Origin of the sequence: Isoalcanivorax pacificus W11-5 (genome assembly GCF_000299335.2) — a bacterium.
Taxonomy (GTDB): Bacteria; Pseudomonadota; Gammaproteobacteria; order Pseudomonadales; family Alcanivoracaceae; genus Isoalcanivorax; species Isoalcanivorax pacificus.
The window spans coordinates 891963-912044 of the sequence record NZ_CP004387.1; the positions used below are offsets into that span (position 1 = coordinate 891963).

18 protein-coding genes are annotated in these 20082 nt (G+C 63.4%); 13 read left to right on the forward strand and 5 right to left on the reverse strand.

Going from position 1 to position 20082, the window contains the following annotated elements:
• Nucleotides 1-395 precede the first annotated feature (395 nt).
• The 6 genes from alaC (at nt 396) to S7S_RS04270 (ending at nt 7404) form a co-directional block, all read left to right on the forward strand.
• Complete coding sequence (alaC, locus tag S7S_RS04245) at nt 396-1589, forward strand: alanine transaminase (protein WP_008738412.1); 1194 nt, start codon at nt 396-398, stop codon at nt 1587-1589.
• Nucleotides 1590-1615: 26 nt separating this feature from the next.
• A complete protein-coding gene (locus tag S7S_RS04250) occupies nt 1616-2920 on the forward strand; it encodes a homoserine dehydrogenase (RefSeq protein WP_008738410.1) in 1305 nt (434 codons plus the stop codon).
• 78 nt (nt 2921-2998) lie between these two features.
• Nucleotides 2999-4078, forward strand: a complete 1080-nt coding sequence (gene thrC / locus S7S_RS04255) for a threonine synthase (protein ID WP_008738409.1) — start codon at nt 2999-3001, stop codon at nt 4076-4078.
• A 61-nt stretch (nt 4079-4139) separates the two neighbouring features.
• Nucleotides 4140-4541, forward strand: a complete 402-nt coding sequence (locus S7S_RS04260; RefSeq protein WP_008738408.1) for a globin — start codon at nt 4140-4142, stop codon at nt 4539-4541.
• Nucleotides 4542-4661: 120 nt separating this feature from the next.
• Nucleotides 4662-5801: a porin family protein gene (locus S7S_RS04265; protein ID WP_008738407.1), complete on the forward strand. Its 1140-nt coding sequence runs from the start codon at nt 4662-4664 to the stop codon at nt 5799-5801.
• Between the two features lie 19 nt (nt 5802-5820).
• Nucleotides 5821-7404 carry a BCCT family transporter gene (locus tag S7S_RS04270; RefSeq protein WP_008738406.1) on the forward strand — a complete coding sequence of 528 codons (1584 nt, stop codon included), beginning with the start codon at nt 5821-5823 and terminating at the stop codon, nt 7402-7404.
• A 123-nt stretch (nt 7405-7527) separates the two neighbouring features.
• Here S7S_RS04270 and S7S_RS04275 read toward each other — a convergent pair whose 3' ends face one another.
• Nucleotides 7528-9273 carry an N-acyl-D-amino-acid deacylase family protein gene (locus tag S7S_RS04275; RefSeq protein ID WP_008738393.1) on the reverse strand — a complete coding sequence of 582 codons (1746 nt, stop codon included), beginning with the start codon at nt 9271-9273 and terminating at the stop codon, nt 7528-7530.
• A 129-nt stretch (nt 9274-9402) separates the two neighbouring features.
• On the opposite strand from S7S_RS04275, the gene S7S_RS18750 reads away from it, so the two are divergent.
• A complete protein-coding gene (locus S7S_RS18750) occupies nt 9403-10398 on the forward strand; it encodes a helix-turn-helix transcriptional regulator (protein WP_008738390.1) in 996 nt (331 codons plus the stop codon).
• Here S7S_RS18750 and S7S_RS04285 read toward each other — a convergent pair.
• Together S7S_RS04285 and S7S_RS04290 are read right to left on the reverse strand one after the other, a co-directional pair.
• A complete protein-coding gene (locus tag S7S_RS04285; protein ID WP_008738389.1) occupies nt 10377-11222 on the reverse strand; it encodes a sterol desaturase family protein in 846 nt (281 codons plus the stop codon). The genes S7S_RS18750 and S7S_RS04285 overlap by 22 nt on opposite strands.
• Before the next feature lie 3 nt (nt 11223-11225).
• Nucleotides 11226-12440, reverse strand: coding sequence for an EstA family serine hydrolase (locus tag S7S_RS04290; protein ID WP_035205237.1), 1215 nt, complete (start codon nt 12438-12440; stop codon nt 11226-11228).
• Nucleotides 12441-12678: 238 nt separating this feature from the next.
• Between S7S_RS04290 and S7S_RS04295 the strand changes: the two genes are divergently transcribed.
• From S7S_RS04295 to S7S_RS04305, 3 genes are read left to right on the forward strand one after another with little or no spacing between them, the layout of a single operon-like run.
• Nucleotides 12679-12996, forward strand: a complete 318-nt coding sequence (locus S7S_RS04295) for an Mpo1-like protein (protein ID WP_008738387.1) — start codon at nt 12679-12681, stop codon at nt 12994-12996.
• 10 nt (nt 12997-13006) lie between these two features.
• Entirely contained in the window at nt 13007-13474 is a 468-nt protein-coding gene (gene ybaK, locus S7S_RS04300) for a Cys-tRNA(Pro) deacylase (protein ID WP_008738386.1), read from the forward strand.
• Nucleotides 13475-13496: 22 nt separating this feature from the next.
• The gene (locus tag S7S_RS04305) at nt 13497-13793 is read left to right on the forward strand and encodes a hypothetical protein (RefSeq protein WP_008738385.1); all 297 of its coding nucleotides are present in this window, start codon (nt 13497-13499) and stop codon (nt 13791-13793) included.
• On the opposite strand, the gene S7S_RS04310 is transcribed toward S7S_RS04305, so the two are convergent.
• Nucleotides 13790-14989 carry a CaiB/BaiF CoA transferase family protein gene (locus tag S7S_RS04310; RefSeq protein WP_008738384.1) on the reverse strand — a complete coding sequence of 400 codons (1200 nt, stop codon included), beginning with the start codon at nt 14987-14989 and terminating at the stop codon, nt 13790-13792. The genes S7S_RS04305 and S7S_RS04310 overlap by 4 nt on opposite strands.
• A gap of 16 nt (nt 14990-15005) precedes the next feature.
• Nucleotides 15006-16892 carry a hypothetical protein gene (locus S7S_RS04315; RefSeq protein ID WP_008738383.1) on the reverse strand — a complete coding sequence of 629 codons (1887 nt, stop codon included), beginning with the start codon at nt 16890-16892 and terminating at the stop codon, nt 15006-15008.
• 118 nt (nt 16893-17010) lie between these two features.
• On the opposite strand from S7S_RS04315, the gene S7S_RS04320 reads away from it, so the two are divergent.
• The 3 genes from S7S_RS04320 (at nt 17011) to S7S_RS04330 (ending at nt 20049) form a co-directional block, all read left to right on the forward strand.
• On the forward strand, nt 17011-17694 hold the full coding sequence (locus tag S7S_RS04320; RefSeq protein WP_008738382.1) for a class I SAM-dependent methyltransferase: 684 nt from the start codon (nt 17011-17013) through the stop codon (nt 17692-17694).
• Between the two features lie 162 nt (nt 17695-17856).
• Nucleotides 17857-19248, forward strand: a complete 1392-nt coding sequence (locus S7S_RS04325) for a DegQ family serine endoprotease (protein WP_008738381.1) — start codon at nt 17857-17859, stop codon at nt 19246-19248.
• Nucleotides 19249-19689: 441 nt separating this feature from the next.
• Entirely contained in the window at nt 19690-20049 is a 360-nt protein-coding gene (locus S7S_RS04330; RefSeq protein WP_008738380.1) for a DUF4345 family protein, read from the forward strand.
• Nucleotides 20050-20082 lie beyond the last annotated feature (33 nt).

Sequence of the window (20082 nt, forward strand, 5' to 3'; positions counted from 1 at the left end):
GGTAGAGCCAACGGCGAAACCCACCACGTCCAAGCCATGGCCCACTCCCGCAAAAACATCGAAACTACCCCTCTACGGAGGCGGGCAGTTTCGCTGGTGTTGTGCGAGCAGTGCGGCACATGGTCCCGGTGGGTTTCGCCGTTGGCTCTACCCACCCTACCGCCCCCCATCGCACCCTCGCACGGGACAATAACTCCCAACGCACCCCCTATCCCCAAGGTGGCAAATCGCCTCCCCCGGCAGCCGGCAAAAAAAGCCCGCAAATCCCCGCCAGGGCGCGTGAGACGGCGGATTGACGCGATGCTGACGCGCAAGTAAGGTGTCCGCCTTCCTGCTCTTTTCCTGCGGCCGTGGGCACGGCTGCGAGAGCCTTCATCAATCTCGGGTACCCTGTCGTGGAAGCTGAATTCGAGCGCATCAAGCGCCTGCCGCCGTATGTCTTCAATATCGTGGGTGAATTGAAGAAAGCGGCGCGAGCGCGGGGTGAGGACATCATCGATTTCGGCATGGGCAACCCGGACCAGCCGACGCCGCAGCATATCGTCGACAAGCTGGTGGAGGCCGTGCAGCGTGGCGACACGCACCGCTACTCCCAGTCCAAGGGCATTCCGCGCCTGCGCAAGGCCATCTGCGACTGGTATCAGCGCCGCTACGACGTGACGCTGGACCCGGAATCCGAGGCCATCGTCACCATCGGCTCGAAAGAGGGCCTGTCACACCTGGCGCTGGCCACCATGGGGCCGGGTGATACCGTGCTGGTGCCGAACCCGAGCTACCCGATCCATCCGTATGGCTTCGTCATCGCCAATGCCGATATCCGCCATGTGCCGATGGTCGAGGGCATGGATTTCTTCGACGAGCTGGAGCGTGCGCTGCGCGAATCCTGGCCGAAGCCGAAGATGCTGATCCTGAATTTTCCCGGCAACCCCACCGCACAGTGCATTGACCTGGCGTTTTTCGAGCGCGTGGTGGCGATTGCCCGCGAGCACGGTATCTGGGTGGTGCAGGACCTGGCCTATGCCGATATCGTGTTTGATGGCTACCAGGCGCCGTCGATCCTGCAGGTGCCTGGCGCCCGCGAGGTGGCGGTAGAGTTTTTCTCGCTCTCGAAAAGCTACAATATGCCCGGCTGGCGCGTGGGCTTCTGCTGTGGCAATCCGCAGCTGATCGCCGCGCTGGCGCGGATCAAGTCCTACATGGACTACGGCACCTTTACGCCGATCCAGGTGGCGGCCATTGCCGCGCTGGAAGGCGATCAGCAGTGCGTCGGCGAGATTCGCGACATGTACCAGCGCCGCCGCGACGTGCTCTGCCAGGGGCTCAATGAAATCGGCTGGCCGGTGGCGTCGCCCAGGGCAACCATGTTTGTCTGGGCGAAGATTCCCGAGGCCTACCGGGCGCTGGGCTCGCTGGAATTCAGCAAGAAGCTGCTCAACGATGCGCAGGTGGCCGTCTCGCCCGGCGTCGGTTTTGGTGACTACGGCGATGACCATGTGCGCTTCGCACTGATCGAAAACGAACATCGCACCCGTCAGGCGCTGCGCGGCATTCGCCGCATGTTCAGGCAGGATGGCGTGGTACAGGGTTGAATCGTGACACAACGAGGGGATAAGAAGTGAAGCCTGTGAAGGTCGGTATTGCGGGTCTGGGTACGGTCGGCAGCGGCACGGTGAACGTGCTGCAACGCAACGCGCAGGAGATTGCGCGGCGTATCGGCCGGCCGATTGAAATTGCCCACATCGGTGCACGACGCCCGAATCCGGCCTGCAACATTGACGGCATCCGTGTCTCCGCCGACGTGTTCGAGCTGGCCCGTGATCCGGAGCTGGACATCCTGGTCGAACTGATTGGCGGCACTACCACCGCGCGCGAGCTGGTGCTGACCGCGATCGAACACGGCAAGCATATCGTGACTGCCAACAAGGCGCTGATCGCCGAGCATGGCAACGCGATTTTCCGCGCCGCCCACGAGCGCGGTGTCGACGTGGCCTTCGAAGCCTCCGTGGCCGGCGGCATCCCGATCCTCAAGGCGCTGGGCGAAGGCCTGGCGGCGAACCACATCAAGTGGGTGGCCGGCATTATTAACGGCACCGGCAACTTCATCCTCACCGAGATGCGCGACAAGGGCCGTGATTTCGCCGAGGTGCTGAAAGAAGCGCAGGCGCTGGGTTACGCCGAAGCCGACCCGACCTTCGACGTGGAAGGCATCGACGCGGCGCACAAGCTGACCATCCTGGCCTCCATTGCGTTCGGCATTCCGCTGCAGTTCAGCAAGGTCTATACCGAAGGGATCAGCCGCATCACCGCCGAGGACATCAAGGCCGCCGACTACTTCGGTTACTGCATCAAGCACCTGGGCATCGCCAAGGACACCGGCAACGGTGTCGAGCTGCGCGTGCACCCGACGCTGATTCCGAAAGAAGTGCTGCTGGCCTCCGTGAACGGTGTCATGAACGCCGTCATGATCGACGGCGATGCCGTGGGCCCGACGCTCTTTTATGGTGCCGGTGCCGGGGCTGAGCCGACCGCTTCCGCCGTAGTGGCCGACGTGATCGAGCTGGGCCGTGCCCTGACCGTCGACCATGACGAGCGTGTGCCGTACCTGGGTTTCCACGCCGATGCCATGTCCGAGATGCCGGTGCTGGGCATCGACGAGGTAGAATGCTCCTTCTACATCCGCCTGCACGTCCAGGACCGCACCGGTGTGCTGGCGGACATCACGCGGATTCTCAGCGACAAGGGCATCAGCATCGAGGCCATGTACCAGAAGGACGTGGACGACAACGAGCCGGTGCCGGTGGTGCTGATGACGCACCGCATTCGCGAGAGTGCCATGCGCGAAGCGCTGGAGCAGATTGCCGCGCTGGAGGCCGTGCTGGACGACATCATGCGCATCCGCGTCGAAACGCTGGATGCCTGAGGATTTGCGTCAGCATGCTGACGCTCACGACAACACATGAGGCGGGTGATCCGGCTCATACGACACAGAGAATGAGTTATGCCATTTCGTGAACGCTATACCGGCCTGATCAACCGCTACCGTGACCACCTGCCGGTCAGTGACGACACCCCGGTCATCAGCCTGGGCGAAGGCAACACGCCGCTGATCCGTCTGAAAAACATTCCGCGCATGCTCGGCAAGGACGTGGACATCTACGTCAAGTACGAGGGCCTGAACCCGACCGGCTCCTTCAAGGACCGTGGCATGACCATGGCGGTGACCAAGGCCGTGGAAGAGGGCAGCAACGCCATCATCTGCGCCTCCACCGGCAACACCTCTGCTGCCGCGGCGGCCTATGCGGCGCGTGCCGGCATCACCGCGTTCGTGCTGATCCCGGAAGGCAAGATCGCCATGGGCAAGCTGGCCCAGGCGATGATGTACGGGGCCGTGATCATGCAGATCCGTGGCAACTTCGACGCCGGCATGCAACTGGTCAAAGATGTCGCTGGCGAAGCGCCGGTGACCATCGTCAACTCGGTCAACCCGTTCCGCCTGCAGGGCCAGAAGACCGCCGCGTTCGAGATCGTCGAAGAACTCAACCGCGCACCGGATTTCCACTGCCTGCCGGTCGGCAATGCCGGCAACATCACCGCACACTGGATGGGCTACAGCGAATACCAGCGTGCAGGTGTTGTGAACAGTGCGCCGAAGATGGTCGGTTACCAGGCTGCCGGCTCCGCGCCGTTCCTGCGTGGCGCGCCGGTGGACAACCCGGAAACCGTGGCCACCGCCATCCGTATCGGCAACCCGCAATCCTGGGACAAGGCCTGGGCGCTGCAGAAGGAATCCGGCGGCTGGTTCGATGAACTGACCGACGCCGACATCCTGGCGGCACAAAAACTGCTGGCGGAAAAAGAAGGCGTGTTCTGCGAGCCGGCGTCTGCGGCCTCCATCGGCGGCGCCATGCGCGACATCCAGAGCGGCAAGATTCCGGAAGGTTCCACCATCGTCTGCACCCTCACCGGCAACGGCCTGAAAGACCCGGACACTGCCATCGAGCAGTGCCAGGCGGCGAGAATGGTGACCATCGACGCGGCGCTGGATTCCGTTAAAAAAGCGATCCTCTCGCACATGTAACACCCGCCCTTACACCGCCGGCTTTGCCGGCGGTGTTGCGTTAGCCAGATGAGATGTAGGCATGCGCCCGATGACCGACGTGGATACGGTATTTCAGAGCTATGGCCGTTGCTGTAACCACGAATCTTTTTTCGAAGATTTCTATCGTATTTTTATCAACCGTTCCGACGCCGTGCGTGCCATGTTCGTCAATACCGACATGGCCGAACAGCGCCGCTTGTTACGCGCCGGCATTTCCTGGCTGGTGATGCATGCACGCGGTGCGCCCGGCGGCAAATTGCGTGATCTCGGCAAGACCCACAACCGTGATGGCTACAACGTGCCACCGGCCCTGTACGAAGTCTGGGTGGACGCCTTGATGGACACCGTGAAACTGCATGATCCGCAGTACAGCACCGAACTGGACCGTCAGTGGCGTGCGGTGCTCAAGCCGGGTATTGACTTGATCCGCGACGCTTACTGAAGGCGTCGCATGACCCGCCTGCGCGTTATTCTTCTCACAGAGGTTTAACAATACAGCCGTTTACAATCATTTTCCCCCGGCCTAGCCTGTCTGGTGACCGAATGGATCGGGGACAGGCACATGACGGATCATCTTGCGCGCACGCTGGGCATTACCGCTCTGCTGGCGTGCTGTGGTGTGGTACAGGCAGCACCGTTGCTCAGTGGTGGTGTCTGGATGAACTACCGCTACATTACGGATTCCGATTTTCAGGGCGTCGGTGTCTCCGACGACTTCGACCGCAAAACCGGGGGTACGCTGGGTGACCCCGCGCTGATCCTGTACGCCAACGACCAGGGCCAGTATGGCTCGACGCGCTTTGCCGCCGAAGTGCGTGCCGGCAAAGGCTCCTTCACCGATCCCGACAACAACGGCACCGGCGACTATCTGGCATTCAAGGAAGCCTGGGTGGGCCGTGAGCTGGACAATGGCATGCTGGTGCGCGTCGGCAAGATGGCAGTGCCGTTTGGCTACAAGACCGTGAATTTCTGGCCCGGTGATCTGTTGCAGGGCGGGTACGGTGACCAGATGGATGTGGGGGTGGGTCTGGAGGGCACGCACGATACGCTGCACTACGCACTGGCCTATCTTCACGCCGATGACTTCGGTGAAACCAGCACAGACACCATGGATGACAACGGCCACTGGGGGCAAGCAACCTGCAACAGCGCGACCACGGGCGATTGCGACCTGGCGTACCGCAAGATGCAGACGGTGGCCGGTACCCTGGACTGGCAGTTCCTGGAAAATCATACGCTGGGGCTGTCCGTACAGAGCGGCCGGTTACAGGACCTGGCCGCCACGGAAGATCAGTCCCCGACGGCCATCGAGCGCTCGGCGCGGCTCAGTGGGCGTCATCACGCGGTGGACCTGCATTACAGTTACCGCGCCGACCCCTGGCTGATCCAGGCGCGCCATATCGAGGTGCAGCGCGAGCTGCCGGGGCGCAGTGAAAAAGTGCGTAATCATCGCCAGTCGCTGTCTGCCGGGTACACCCGTAACGACTGGTTCTGGTATCTCGATCTGACCAGCGCGGCGACGCGCACGCGCGGTAACGATACCGACCGGGTGTATGCCTGGGCGCCGGGTGTGCGCTATGACTACGGTCCTGGCTGGGTCTACCTGGAATATCTCTGGTCCGACGGTGACATCGGGCGTGATGGTGACATTTACGCGGCGGATTTCCGCGCCCTCTACGCCACGGTGGATTTCTATTTCTGATTCGGGGAGCCGCATAAAAATGAAAATGCCAAAACTCGTTGTACAGCCGGTGGTGTTCAGTGTCTCCGCCGTGCTGATCGTCGTGGTGGTGATCCTGAGCTTTTTCTACGCCAAGGCCATGGGCAGTGCCTTCACCCTGGCGCAGTCCCAGTTCGCCACCTACGCCGGCTGGTTCTACATCATCAGCGTGAATATTTTCCTGTTGTTTGTGCTCTACCTGATGTTCAGCCGTTTTGGCCGCATACGTCTCGGTGGCCCCGATGCGCAGCCGGAATTCAGCACGCGCGGCTGGATTGCCATGCTGTTCTCCGCCGGCATGGGCATCGGGCTGGTGTTCTACAGTGTGGCTGAACCCATCAGCCATTTCGCATCGCCGCCGCAGGGGATGGAAGGTGGCACCGTGGAAGCCGCCAAGCGTGCCATGACCATTACGCTGTTTCACTGGGGCTTCCACGCCTGGGCGCTGTACGCGGTGATCGCGCTGGCGCTGGCATTTTTCGCCTTTAACCGTGGTTTGCCGCTGACCGTGCGCTCGGCGTTCTATCCGCTGCTGGGGGAAAGAGTGAATGGCCCGATTGGTCACCTGATCGATATTCTCGCGGTGGTGGCGACCATGTTCGGCCTGGCCACATCGCTGGGTATCGGGGTGGAGCAGATCAATGCGGGCCTGAACGTACTGGTGGGCCTGCCGCAAAATGCCTGGACACAGATCGCGTTGATCGCGGGCATTACCCTGATCGCGCTCTGGTCGGTGCTCAACGGCCTGGATGCCGGCGTGCGCCGGCTGTCGGAGATCAACATGGGGCTGGCGGCCTTGTTGATGCTGTTCGTGTTCCTGCTCGGGCCGAGCCTGTTCATTCTCAATTCAGTGGTGCAGAACCTGGGTGCCTACCTGCGCGAGCTGGTAGAGCTGTCCACCTGGACGGAATCCTACGGTGATACACGCTGGCAGCATCAATGGACCATTTTCTACTGGGCCTGGTGGATTGCCTGGAGCCCGTTCGTGGGCATGTTCATCGCGCGTATTTCCCGTGGCCGCACCATCCGCGAATTTCTGGCAGCGGTGCTGTTCGTGCCGATGCTGATGACCACCGTCTGGATGACGGTATTTGGTGGTACGGCGCTGTTTGAGGAGCTGTTTGGTGCCGGCGGCATTGTGGCGGCGGTGGACAGTGATATTGCGACGGCGCTGTACGCACTGCTGGACAGGTTCCCGTTTGCGAACCTGACGTCGGCCGTGGCGGTGATGGTAGTGATCGCATTCTTTGTCACCTCGTCGGATTCCGGCTCGCTGGTCGTGGACAGCATCACCGCCGGTGGCAAGGAAAACACCCCGGCGATCCAGCGTATATTCTGGGTGGTTGCCGAAGGCGCGGTGGCGGCAGCATTGCTGCTGGCCGGCGGGCTGGAAGCGTTGCAGGCGGGTGCGGTGCTGACCGGGCTGCCGTTTGCGATGGTGTTGTTGCTGATCTGCTACAGCCTGCACAAGGGGCTTTCGGAAGAATGGCGGAATATGCGCGGTGGTGGGAGTGAACCGGAGTATCTGTGGCAAAAAGGCCGATTGTCGCGGTTCAACCAGCGCAAGGATGACGAGAACAATTGACCTGTCTGCCGTAACGGGTGGCGGTGCGGGAGCCGGGCGGGGCTGGTCCCGGCCTCCCCCTGACAGGGGGAGGGGTTATCCGGCAGCGAAAGCGCAACAACCTGATCTTTGCCCACCCGTTGTTCAGAGCGCCGGCAGAAAAGTACCAAAACCAGCCTGCCGGCCAAGCGCTGGCACCAGCGCCTCATTGTCCACCGCCACGCGGCCGTTGATCAGCACATGCTCTACCAGCCCCGGATTACGGTTCACCAGCCGTTGCAGGTCAAAGTTCTCCATTTCTGCCCAGTGCACCGCGTTCAGGTCCTGATCGAACGCGGCTGGATTGAGCACGACGATATCCGCACGGTCACCTTCACGAATATGGCCGGCGTCCACGCCGAGCCAGTCGGCCTGTTCGCCGGTGACGCGCCACACTGCACGTTCCAGTGACATGATCGGCCTGTCGGATGCCTGGCTGTCGTACACCATTTTCAGAAAGCGCAGCGGCAGGTTATAGAACGCCATGTTGCGCAGGTGTGCGCCGGCATCGGAGAAGGTGATCAGGGTGTGTGCGTCGGTCACCATCTTTTCCAGTACCTCCCGGCGATGGTTGCCGATGGTGGTGTACCAGCGCAGCGCGCGGCCGTGTTCCACGACCAGGTCCAGGAACAGATCCACGACATGAATGCCACGCTCGCGGGCGATGTCGGCGAAGTTGCGGCCCACCAGTTGCGCGTCCGGGCAGTCCAGCACCAGTGCATCGCCAAAGTCACGCTGCCAGACGCGCGGGCTGAGTTTTTCGCCGTAGAATTTACGGAAATTGCGCCGGTACTGTTCATCCTGCAGCAGCTTGTTGCGCTCTACCTGTTCGCGCAGGTCCAGCGCCATTTCCCCGGCACCGAATTCCTCGAAGAACACCACGTCGATGCCATCGGCGTAGACGGTGAACGGCGTCGGCAGCAGTTGCCAGCGGAAATTGCCGCCGAGCAGATTGGCAGCCCAGGACACGAACTTCGCCAGCGGCCGGGTGGTGGCATTGCCCTTGAGGTCGAACAGCGCGATCAGCGTGGTCTTCAGTGGTTTGCCAAGCAGACCGAGCGTCTGATGAAAATACTGCGTCACCTGCAACGGATTGGCCGCGTTCGGCGCACCCTGATGCACGCGGCCGCGCTGGCGCAACAGGCGGTTCAGCCGGCGCAATTCGCGCCAGCGCGCGTAGGTGCTGGGCAGGCTTTTCGACCAGGCGCGGTCGCCGTCCACCTTGTCCCATTTCAGACACATGGTGGAGAGGCCGAGAAAGCCCTCGTCGAGCGCTTCTTCGAGGACCTTTTCCATTTGCTGCATTTCCGCTTCGCTGGGCACCACGGCATGATCGGTGGCGCGGACCAGGCCGAGCGTGGCCACGCGCAGGTCGCTGTGGCCGAGCATCGACATCACATTGGGACCGAGCGGTTGCCGGCGCACGAAGCGTACCCATTCAGCGGGGGTGGACCAGTGCTTGCGCGTCTGCAACAGCGGCAGCACTTTTTCGCGCGGTACTGTTTCCACGCGGGTGAAAATATCCGAGGCATCTTCGGCGTCGCTGCACACCATGCTCAGTGAGCAACTGCCCACCATCACGGTGGTGACGCCGTGGCGCACGGATTCCGACAGGCTCGGGGCCGCCAGGATCTCGGCATCGTAGTGGGTGTGCATGTCGAGAAAGCCGGGCGTGATCCAGCGACCGGTGGCGTCGATCACACTCGGGCAGCCGGTTTCGTCCAGCGCTGTCGCGCTGACGGTGGTGACGCGGCCATCGCGGATGCCGAGATGACGGACGGCGGCCGGGGTCGCGCCGGTGCCGTCGAAGTACAGGCCGTTGCGCAGGATGATGTCGTAGGGCTGTGTCATTGTTGTTGTCCTCATCAGGGGAGGGCGCAGGCCCAGATTAGGGGCTGGCACGGGCGTGCGCTTGACATTTCGCGAGTCGGCATTTGATATTTCGTGAGTCTGTGTGCCTGATGGGGCGATGGAGGGGCCATGCACTATTTCGCCCGCAGTGGTGGCATGCAAGGGTTTGACGCGCTGGTCCGTGAACTGGGGGGCGACCCCCAGGCCCTGCTGCGCGCCGCGGGCCTGCCGGCAGGTCTGTTCGCCAACCCGGACCTCTATGTGGACTACATGGCATTGGCGCGTCTGACCACGCTGGCCGCCGAGCGCTGCCAGGCGCCGGATTTTGGTGTGCGGCTGGGCCTGCGCCAGGGGCTGGAAGTGCTCGGGCCGCTGGCGTCGTTCCTGTGCCTGCAGGCCACTATCGGTGATGCACTGCAACTGCTGGTGCGGCACATGGATTTCCACGCCCACGGCGTGGTCCTGACGACGCTGCTGGAAGGTGGTGACGTCGTGTTCCGGCTGGGGTTCGCATTTGAAGACGACGTTGAATGCGGTCAACTGGGCGCGTTGAGCGTGCTACAGGTCTTGCAGGGGCTGCGCCAGGTACAGCCTGAGCCGTTGCCCCCACGCAACCTGACCCTGTGCCTGCCCCTGGATGAAGCCCTGTTGCGCCACCACACCGGGCTGGCAAGCCCGATCACAACCGGCGCACCGTGCAACAGTCTGCGCTTCCCAGCGCCACTGCTCAGCCGCCCGGTCGCGGTCAGTGAGGCGCTGCGCGCGCGGCTGACACAGCAATGGCGGGTGGAATACGGCGACAGCGGCCTGGCGGCGCAGGTGGGGCGGGTGATGATGGCGCTGTTGCCCACCGGGGAATGTTCGCTGGCCCAGGTGGCGGCGATGATCGGGCTGCATCCGCGTACCTTGCAGCAGCGGTTGAAACAGGAGCAGCGGCCCTATGGCGCCCTGCTGCGCGACACGCGTTATGCGCTTGCCTGCCAGTATCTGGATCGCACTGATATGGGCGTCACCACGCTGGCGCTGAATCTCGGGTATGAAGACATTGCCGCGTTCAGCCGTGCGTTTCGCCGCTGGACGGGGCAGTCGCCGAGTGACTGGCGTCAGGCACGCCGTGAGGGCTGATGTGCCGGTGGTTTGCCGAACAGGGTTTTTATCGCGGCAGTGACAGAACCGCTGTGGCGTGCATCGCGCAGCATGTCGTGCCATTCGTGCAGTGTCAGCGTGAACGGATTGTGGCTGTGGATCTGCCGGGTGATGCCGTATTCGCAGGGCTCATCATCGCGTTCGGGCTCGAAGGTGCCGAACAGACGGTCCCAGATAATCAGCACACCGCCAAAATTGCGATCGATATAGCGCGGGTTGCGGGCGTGATGCACGCGGTGATGGGACGGTGTGTTGAACAGATATTCCAGCGGCCGGGGCAGCCGGCGCACCACTTCGGTATGCACAAAAAACTGATAGGCCAGGTTCAGCCCCACGACCAGAATCACCTGTTGCGACGTAAAGCCGACCCAGGCCAGCGGCACCCAGAACAGCCACATGCCGGACACCGGATAGGTGAAGCTCTGCCGGAAGGCCGTGGACAGGTTCAGCCGTTCGGAAGAGTGGTGCGTGACGTGCGAGGCCCACATCCAGCGGATCATGTGGCTGCCGCGATGGAACCAGTAATAGAAGAAATCCTGCAATAAAAAAAGCAGCAGGATGGTCCAGGGCGTCAGCGACAGATCAAACAGCCGGTGCTGGTAGAAAAACGCGTAGGCAGCGGTGGCCACCAGCACGTTGAAGATGCCGTCACTGACTTGATGCAGCAGCGCCAGCGAAGCGTTGGAGACGGTGTCCACCAGCGTGTATTTGCCAAGGTGGCGCAAGGCCCAGGCTTCCCACGCCACGCAGCCGACAAATACCGGTGCCAGCGCAAGCAGGATGAGGGAGGCCATATCGTCCATGGCTTACAACCGGGTGACCGTGTTGATGCGGTGTTGCAGGCGCAACAGCGACGGGAACAGCGGCCCCACCAGCCCCTTGCCGGTGGTCAGCAGCGCGCCGGACAGCGCACGGTCCGGGTCGGCCCAGCAGTAGATATTGATGAAGCCGAGGTGGCCGAAGGCATTTGGTGTCCCCGGTCCGTAGACGCTGATGGCGCGGGCGCCGAGCATGAAGCCCGGCGAGAATTCCAGCGGCAGCATCAGCGTGCGGTCTACCCGCCCGCCGCGTCCTGTGCGGCCGGTGGCCAGGCGCACGGTCTGCGGGCGGAACAGTTGCCGGCCCTGATACTGGCCATCGTCGAGCAGCATCTGGAAAAAGCGCGAGGCTTCCTCGGCGGTGGCGTAAAGATTGCCGGCGGGAATGGTGACCTGCTGGAAGCGCGGATCGTTGGACAGCGTCACGACTTCCTGCAGGCCGCCACCCACGGCGTGTTTGAGAAACAGGTCCACGGGCGGCAGTTGCAGGCCGGTGGCGGCATTCTTTGCCGGCGGCAGTCCTTCGTCGCCGAGGCCGAAGCGGAAGTAGCGCATGCCCATCGGCTGGCGGATCACGCGGTCGAGAATCTGGTTGACGGTTTCGCCGGTGACACGTTCCATGACTTCGCCGAGGACAAAGCCGGCGGTGATGGCGTGGTAAGCCTGCTGCCGGCCGGGTTTTTCCGGGCGTGCGCGGCACATCAGCGTCATGATGCGCTCGTGATCGAACAGGTCTTCCGGCGACACCGGCTCGCGGATACGCGGCACGCCGGCGCGGTGCGTCAGCACATGCATCAGCGTGGTCCGGTGCTTGCCGGCCTGACCGTACTCGGGCAGGTAGTGGCTGACGCGCTGGTGCAGGTCGAGTTGCCCCTGTTCGGCCAGATGATGCACCAGCATGGCGGTGACCGCCTTGGAGGCGGAAAACAGGCAGATGGGAGTGTCCACGGTCAGTGGTGTGCCGGCCTGTGGATCCGCGAAGCCCAGCGCGCGGTCGAACACCAGTTCGCCGTGGCGTCGCAGCGCCAGCGCCACGCCCGGGCTCATGCCGGTGGCATGGACGCGCTCCAGGCTGCGCTGGATACCGTCGATGGCCGCTTCCGGCAGCCCGCCACGCGCGGCCGGTGCTTCACGCCCGCGGTCGGCCCGGGCGGGCGAGTCGGGACGGGGAAACAGGCGCAGGCGTGGGGGCAGCAGGGACATGGACAGCATCACTCCGGTCTTGTTTGATATTGGGGGCGTGATTGATTGCCCGGATTCTACGGGCCCCGGTCGGCACTGTAGAGGCCGCAACATGACAGGGGATGGGCATTTTCGGTCAATAGCCGATTCATACAAGCGCAGGACGGGCCGTTTTTATAGGTTACTCAGTTGCTTGCGCCGTGAGCGAGCGCTTATAACAAGAGACAGCCGGCGCCTGCGCCGCAGTGGGAGAGACAGCATGAACACGATCAAACAGTCCGGTTTCCAGTCCTTTGCAGAGTTCTATCCGTATTACCTGCAGGAGCACAGCAACCCCACCTGCCGGCGGTTGCATTTCTTCGGCACGCTGGGCGTGCTGGGTATGCTGCTGGCGGTGATCCTTGGTGTCACGCCCTGGCTGCTGCTGGCGTTGCCGGTGTTCGGCTACGGTTTTGCCTGGGTTGGGCATTTCGTGTTCGAGAAAAACCGTCCGGCGACGTTCAAGCATCCGTTCTACAGCCTGGCTGGCGATTTCGTGATGTTCAAGGATATCCTGACCCGCCGTATTGCCTGGTGAAGCGACCCCTGTGACACCCGCCATCGACAGTCTGAAAAAAGCCGGCGTGCCGTTTGCTGTGCATCAGTACAGCCACGACGCGCACGCTGAATCCTGGGGCACCGAAGCGGCAGACAAACTCGGCCTGGCCCCGGCACGGGTGTTCAAGACACTGGTGGTGGCGCAGGAGAACGGCACGCTGGCAGTGGGCATCGTGCCGGTGGCCGGGCTGCTGGACCTGAAGCATCTGGCGCGCGCGCTGGGCTGCAAGAAGGTCGCCATGGCCGATCCGAAACAGGTGGAGCGCAGCACCGGGTATGTGCTTGGCGGCGTCAGCCCCCTGGGGCAAAAACGCCGGCTGGCGACGGTCATCGACCATACCGCGCAGCAGTTTGAGACCATCTTCATCAGCGCCGGCCGGCGTGGGCTGGAGGTGGAAATCGCACCGGATGATCTGGCCGCGCAACTGGACGCGCGGTTTGCCGGGATCGGCAAATGACTGACACAGCAGGGAGGCAGGTATGAGCGCACGCATCACCATCGAACAGGGCGACCCCGACGCGGCCATCGTGCAGCCGCCGCCGTCTGACCCGGACAAGCCGATGAAACCGCCAAAGGAAAAATGGAAAAAAGTGGCGGAAAAATTCTACGGCAGTTATGCCGAGGCCACGCGGGTGTTTGAGGAAGAGCTGGGAGCGCTGTCGGAGATTGAGCGGACCTTTGCTGTGCGCCTGGACCCGGCGCTGGCTGTGCGCATCAAGCCCTGGTTCCGGGAGGATGATATCTGGCACAGCCACCGCGAGCGGGTGATTCGTTAACCGATCACGCCACTCTTTTGCAGTGCGGCCCAGGTGGCATCATCCAGCCCCAGCCCGTCACGCAGGATTTCTTCGTTGTGCGTCCCCGTCGCCTGCCCGGGCCAGCGTGTCCGGCCCGGCGTGCCGGCAAGCTTCGGCATCAGCGCCGGAATGCGCAGCGGCTTGCCGTTGATCTCCACCTGTTCGAACAGCCCGCGCGCATGGAAATGCGGGTCGTTGAACATGTCGGCGACAGAATAGATCGGACCGGCAGGCACCCGTGCGGTTTCCAGTGCGGCCAGCACCGCCTGGCTGTCGAGGCCGGCGCACCAGGCAGACAGTGCATCGTCGATCATCTGTTCGTGCTGCACGCGGCCACTGTTGTTGGCCAGCCGTGCATCGTTGGCCATGTCGTCGCGGCCGGCGGCGCTCATCAGACGCTTGAAGATCGAGTCGCCATTGCCGCCGATGATCACGTAGCGGCCGTCGGCGCACAGATAGGTGTTGGTGGGCACGATACCGGTCACCGTGGAGCCGGACGGGCCGCGCACCACGCCGGCGCCATCGAATTCGGGAATCACCGCTTCGAGCAGGTTGAACACGGATTCGAACAGCGACACATCCACCACCTGGCCGTCGCCGCCGCGCTCGCGTTCAAACAGTGCGAGCACGATACCGAGTGCGGCATGAATGCCGGCCAGGGTGTCACCCATGGACAGGTTCGGGCGCACCGGCCGCTCGCCGGGAAAACCGTTCACATAACGAAAACCGCCGATGCCTTCGCACACAGAGGCAAAGCCGGGTTTGTCGGCGTAGGGGCCGTCCTGGCCATAGCCTGAGATACGCGCATACACCAGGCCAGGGTGGCTGTCGCGGAAATCCGCCGGCCCGAGTTGCCAGCTTTCCATCATGCCGGGGCGGAAGTTTTCCACCACCACATCGGCGCCTTCGATCAGCTGCCGCGCCAGCGCGATGCCCTGTGGTTGTTTCAGGTCCAGTGTCACGCACTTCTTGTTGCGTGCCAGGCTGCGCCACCAGAACGAGGTGCCGTCGTCGTCAAGTTTGCGCCAGCCGCGAATCGGATCACCACCGGGGGGTTCCACCTTGATGACCTCGGCACCGAAATAGCCCAGCAGTGCACCGGCAAAGGGGCCTGCCAGCAACTGGCCGAGTTCGATCACGCGGATGCCGGAAAGCGGCAGGCGAGGGGTGTTCATCCAGACGACTCCTGTTTTATTCCCGGTGGCTTAGCACCGGCACCGGTGCCACGTCAGCGCGCGGTGGATGTTCCACCTGCCAGTAGAAATCCTTCGGGCCGTCCGGGCCGGGGCTGTTTGGAAACCACAGCGCCAGGTCCATGGTGGCGTGGCGCAACGCGGCCAGGTTCACACCCCGGGCTTCGGCCTCGGTCTTCATCGCGCTGAGCAGGGCTGCATGGTCGATTGTGGCAGGATCGGTCATGGCGCGCTGCATTGCCGCACGAAAAATGTCTGCCAGCACGGGCTCGGGAATGCCGGTAAAGCGCAGGCGGCTCATATCATGGAGATAGGCGTCGGTGAGCGCTGCGACGGTGGTGTACTGGCCACGGGCCACCAGGCCGGCCAGCACCTCGCTGACAATGCGATCGTAGTCATCCAGTGCGCCCTGCTGTGCGGTGTCTTGCAGGTGCAGCAGGGCGTCGCCGAGGGTCTTTACCGAGCGGGGCATGCGCGGCGCGGCGGCGAGCAATGCCAGGGCGGGCTCGGGCAGGCCGTTGGCGCGAAAGCCCAGCCGTGGCGTGGCGCCGCTGAACTGCTGATAATCGGTGCTGGCGCCGGGGTCGTCCAGATAGAGCATGGACAGTTCCGAGCCGGTCAGGAACGCATCAAACAGGCCGCCTTCGGTAATCGGAATGCGGTTGACGAAAAACATCGACCAGCCCCGCGTGGAATCCAGCATCAACCAGTCGCCGGGCATGCGGTGATGATTGAGGCTCTGTTCATACAGGCTCATCTCGCCGTCCACCACGCCGGTCAGGCGTTCATGCCAGGCACTGTCGAAGGTGGTGCGTGCCCCCTGGACCTGATGCAGGTCCACGGTCAGCGTGGCTTCCGGTTCGCGCAGCAGCGAGAGCAGGTATTTCACGGCGCCGAGGCTGCTGACAGCAAGCTGCACCGGGATCACCGCGCCCTGTTCGTACAGATGCACATGCAGGTGATGGCTGAACAGCGTCGGCAGGCCGAAGTACCAGATGCGCGCACGCAACAGCACGCTGGCGCGGACCGGCCCCTGTTTTACGCCCAGCGGCAACGCGCGGATATTCTTGCGCGTGTCGAGATTGACGCGCAGGTTGCGGTTGAGAATGCCGGTGCTGAGGTTCAGGTGCAGGGTGTCGAATACGTTCTCGTCGGCGTGTTCGCCGACGCGTGCCGTGACCTGCTGGATATTGGCCAGGTTTTTCGGATTGAAATCCAGGGTCATCACTGTGGTACGCAGCGTGCCCGCATCAAGATCGATGTCCACATAGCGTGCCGTTGAACGGTCCGGGTTGTCGCGCACGAGATAGACGAAGCGGTCTGCATTGCGTGGCGAGGTCAGGCGGATCTCGCGCAGCAGCAGGCCGCTGTGGCTGCCGTGGCGGGCCGGGTCGTACTGCTCGCGGCCACCGTCGCGGTACATGAACACCAGCTCGTCCAGCCCGTCGAGTTTGCCGGGCTCGCCGTCCGGGGCGTTGCGGCTGACACCCTCGATCCAGATCAGGCCTTCCTGATCGTACTCATCGAACTGGAACGGAATCGGTTTCAGCGTGCCGCCACGCACCGCCATCAGCGACAGCGCCTCCAGTGGCAGGCTGTTCAGCGCCGGCAGTTCGGCGGCGCTGATGACCATCGGGTAAAGATAGGTGAACGAGGTGGTGTCCAGCCCCTCCATGGCACGCTGCAATTGTGCGGGCTTTACCGCGCGCAGGGCGTTGGCATAACGCACCAGGGCACCGGGGTCGGCTTCGTACAGGCGCAGGAAAGTATCGAGAAACCGGTCGGAAATACCCGGCTCCGGCATCACCGGCGCGGGCGTGTCGGCGTGCAATGGCGCAAGGGGGCCGCACAGCAGCAGCCAGGCCAGCAGGCAAAACCGCTTCATCTTGTTATTCTCCGCGTCCATTCTGGCGACCATGTGGCGCGCCGGGTGCCGCACATCGGGGGCGGCACAGAGGTCAAACGCCCTCATCGGGCAAAATCTGTTTCAGGATGCAAAGGGTATGACAGCGGAATCAGGAAAGACAGCGCCGTCCGGGCTGCTCGAACAGTTGCATGCGGTGTTGCCGGAAGCGTCGCTGGCGGCCACGCCGCTGCCGCGCATCCCGGCGCTGCGGTTGTGGTTGCTGGCGGACATCCTGTCCAGCCGGGCGCTGTCGCCACAGACGGTGAATACGCTGATGGAACAGCCCCCGTACTGGTCGTTCTGCTGGGCGTCCGGACAGGTGCTCGGTGCCTGGCTGCTGGCGCATCCGGCGACGGTGGCAGGGCGCACCGTGGTGGATGTGGGCAGCGGTTCTGGTGTGGTGGCGCTGTCCGCTGCACTGGCGGGCGCGGCCCGGGTGATTGCCTGCGACCTCGATCCGTACGCGCGGCTGGCGGTACAGGAGAATGCTGCGCTCAATGGCCTGCGGGTGGAGACCTGCGATGCACTGGCCGATTGCCTGCCACAGGCGGAGGTGCTGACCGCCGCCGACATTCTCTACGACCGTGACAACCTCTCTCTGCTGCAGACGTTTCGGGCGGCCCCGTCCGTATGGCTGGCGGATTCGCGTATCCCCGGCCTGAACCCGCCGGGCTACCGGCGGCTGACCGAGGAGCAGGCCAGCACCTGGCCGGACCTGGGTGAATCCAGTGAATATAACCGCGTGCGGCTGTTCGTCGCGGAGGGCGCGGGCCCGGTGTGATATCAGGAACCTTGTCACACCGCCTGGGTCGAATCCGCTGCATTGGGGTGATTGTTTTTGTGGCCCACCGTCCCTGGCGGCCACCTTTCAGGCAGTCGCTGATGCGATGTCAAAAAAAATCGCTCCGGGCGATTTTTCGAACCTTGATTAGGAGGGCGAACCTTGCAAGCAATTCGATTCCGGCGCCTGCCCGTGCCGGCTTTCCTGATACTGCTGGGCATGCTGCTGGCCCTGCCGGCGCAGGCCGTTTTACCCCGCATCATCGGCGATGGCCAGGAGTTGCCGTCACTGGCGCCGATGCTGGAAGAAGTATCGCCGGCGGTGGTGAATATCGCGACGTTCGCGCGCGTGCGCGCGCATCAGAACCCGCTCATGCAGGACCCGTTTTTCCGTCGTTTCTTCAACCTGCCTGACCAGCCCGGGCAAATGCCCGAACGGCGTACCGCCAGTGCCGGCTCCGGGGTGATCGTGGACGCCAAGAACGGCTATGTCCTGACCAACGCGCACGTGGTGCGCAATGCCGACGAAGTGGAAGTGACGCTGGTGGATGGCCGCACCATGAAAGCCGAAGTGGTGGGCACGGACAGCGGTGTTGACCTGGCGGTATTGAAAGTCGAGGCCGACAACCTGGTGGAAATCAAGATTGCCGATTCCACCACGCTGCGGGTCGGTGACTTTGTGATTGCCATCGGCAACCCGTTCGGCCTGGGCCAGACGGTGACCTCGGGGATCGTTTCGGCGCTGGGCCGCACCGGCCTGCGCATCGACGGCTATGAAAATTTCATCCAGACCGACGCGTCCATCAACCCGGGCAATTCCGGCGGGGCGCTGGTGAATCTGCGTGGCGAACTGGTGGGCATCAACACCGCCATCATTGCGCCGGCCGGCGGCAACATCGGCATCGGCTTTGCCATCCCCACGGAAATGGCCGGCAATGTGATGATGCAACTGATCGAGAATGGTGAAGTGCGTCGCGGTGTGCTCGGCGTGACGGTGCAGGACCTCGGCCCGGAGCTGGCAGAAGCCTTCGATGTGGAACAGAAAAGCGGTGTCGTGGTGAGCCAGGTGCTGGACAACAGTGCGGCCTCGGAAGCCGGCCTGCAGCCGGGCGATATCGTCACGGCGGTGGATGGCAAGCCGATCACCCGCGCGGCGGATCTGCGTAACCGGGTGGGTCTGTCGCCGGTGGGCGAGCAGGTACGTCTGGATATTGTCCGCGACGGCAAGTCGCGCCAGGTGGTGGCGGTGATCCGCGAAACCGGTGGGCAGACGGCCGACGGCAATGCGGTGTCCGAGCATCTGCGCGGCGCCAGCATCCGCGACTTGCGTGATGGCGAAGTGGATTACGCCAGCAAGGGTGTGCTGGTCGAGGATGTGGAAGATGGCAGCGCCGCCTGGCGTGCCGGCCTGCGTCGCGGCGATGTGATCATCAATGCCAACCGCAAGGATGTGGAAAATGTCGACCAGTTGCGTGCCGCCGTACCGGACCAGGATGCGGCCCTGCTGCTGCGGCTCAACCGCTCCGGCGGGATGTTCTTCGTCGTGCTGCGGTAGTCCGCCTGCCCAGGCGGTGACGACACTGAATAAAGCGCCTCCGGGCGCTTTATTCGTCTCTGCGGTATACATTTTCCAGAAAGAAATGGCGGGAAGGCAGCGATGATGCCGGAGGTCGTTGCCAGCATCGCCCCGGGCCTCTAGCCTCGCGAAAAAACCAAGGGAACCTCTGAATAACTCCCCGGTGGTTCTGGCTTTCCGGGCGGCGCCTGATCAAGGCGCGACTTCGAAGGCATAGCGGGCTACGTCGAGAAGTCGCAACGCGGAGCAGGCGCCGCCCGGAAAGCCCCGCAGGGCGGGCGCTACAGCACGCATTAGCCGCGTTGCGTCGCTTGGCAAGGGCTACGGCCATTGCCAGCGCGATGCGCCTTGCTACTGCATGCTGTAGCGCCCGCAGAGCCACCGGGGAGTTATTCAGAGGTTCCCAAGGAGAGCCGGACCATGATAATTACGGTCATTGCCATGCTGTTCCTGGCCATGGGGCTGGGCGCGTTGATTGTGCCGCGAAGCTTTCTCGCCGTGTTCGACATCCAGGCCGGTACGGCGGCGGCACGCAATGAAATCCAGGCGGTCTACGGCGGTTACGGCATCGCCATGTGTGCGTTGCTGTGGTGGTCGCGGCAGCAGCCGCAGTGGGCTGAGGGCATCTGGCTGACGGTGGCGGTGGCGCTGGCCGGGATGGCGGCGGGGCGGCTGATGGGCCTGGTGCGGGAGCCGACCTGGCGCTGGCCGGTGTGGCTGTTCCTGGCCATTGAAGCGGGGCTGGCACTGCTGCTGTTCCGGCAGGCCGGGGTGATCTGAACTGATCTGACCCCCCGGCGCAACCGTTTCCCG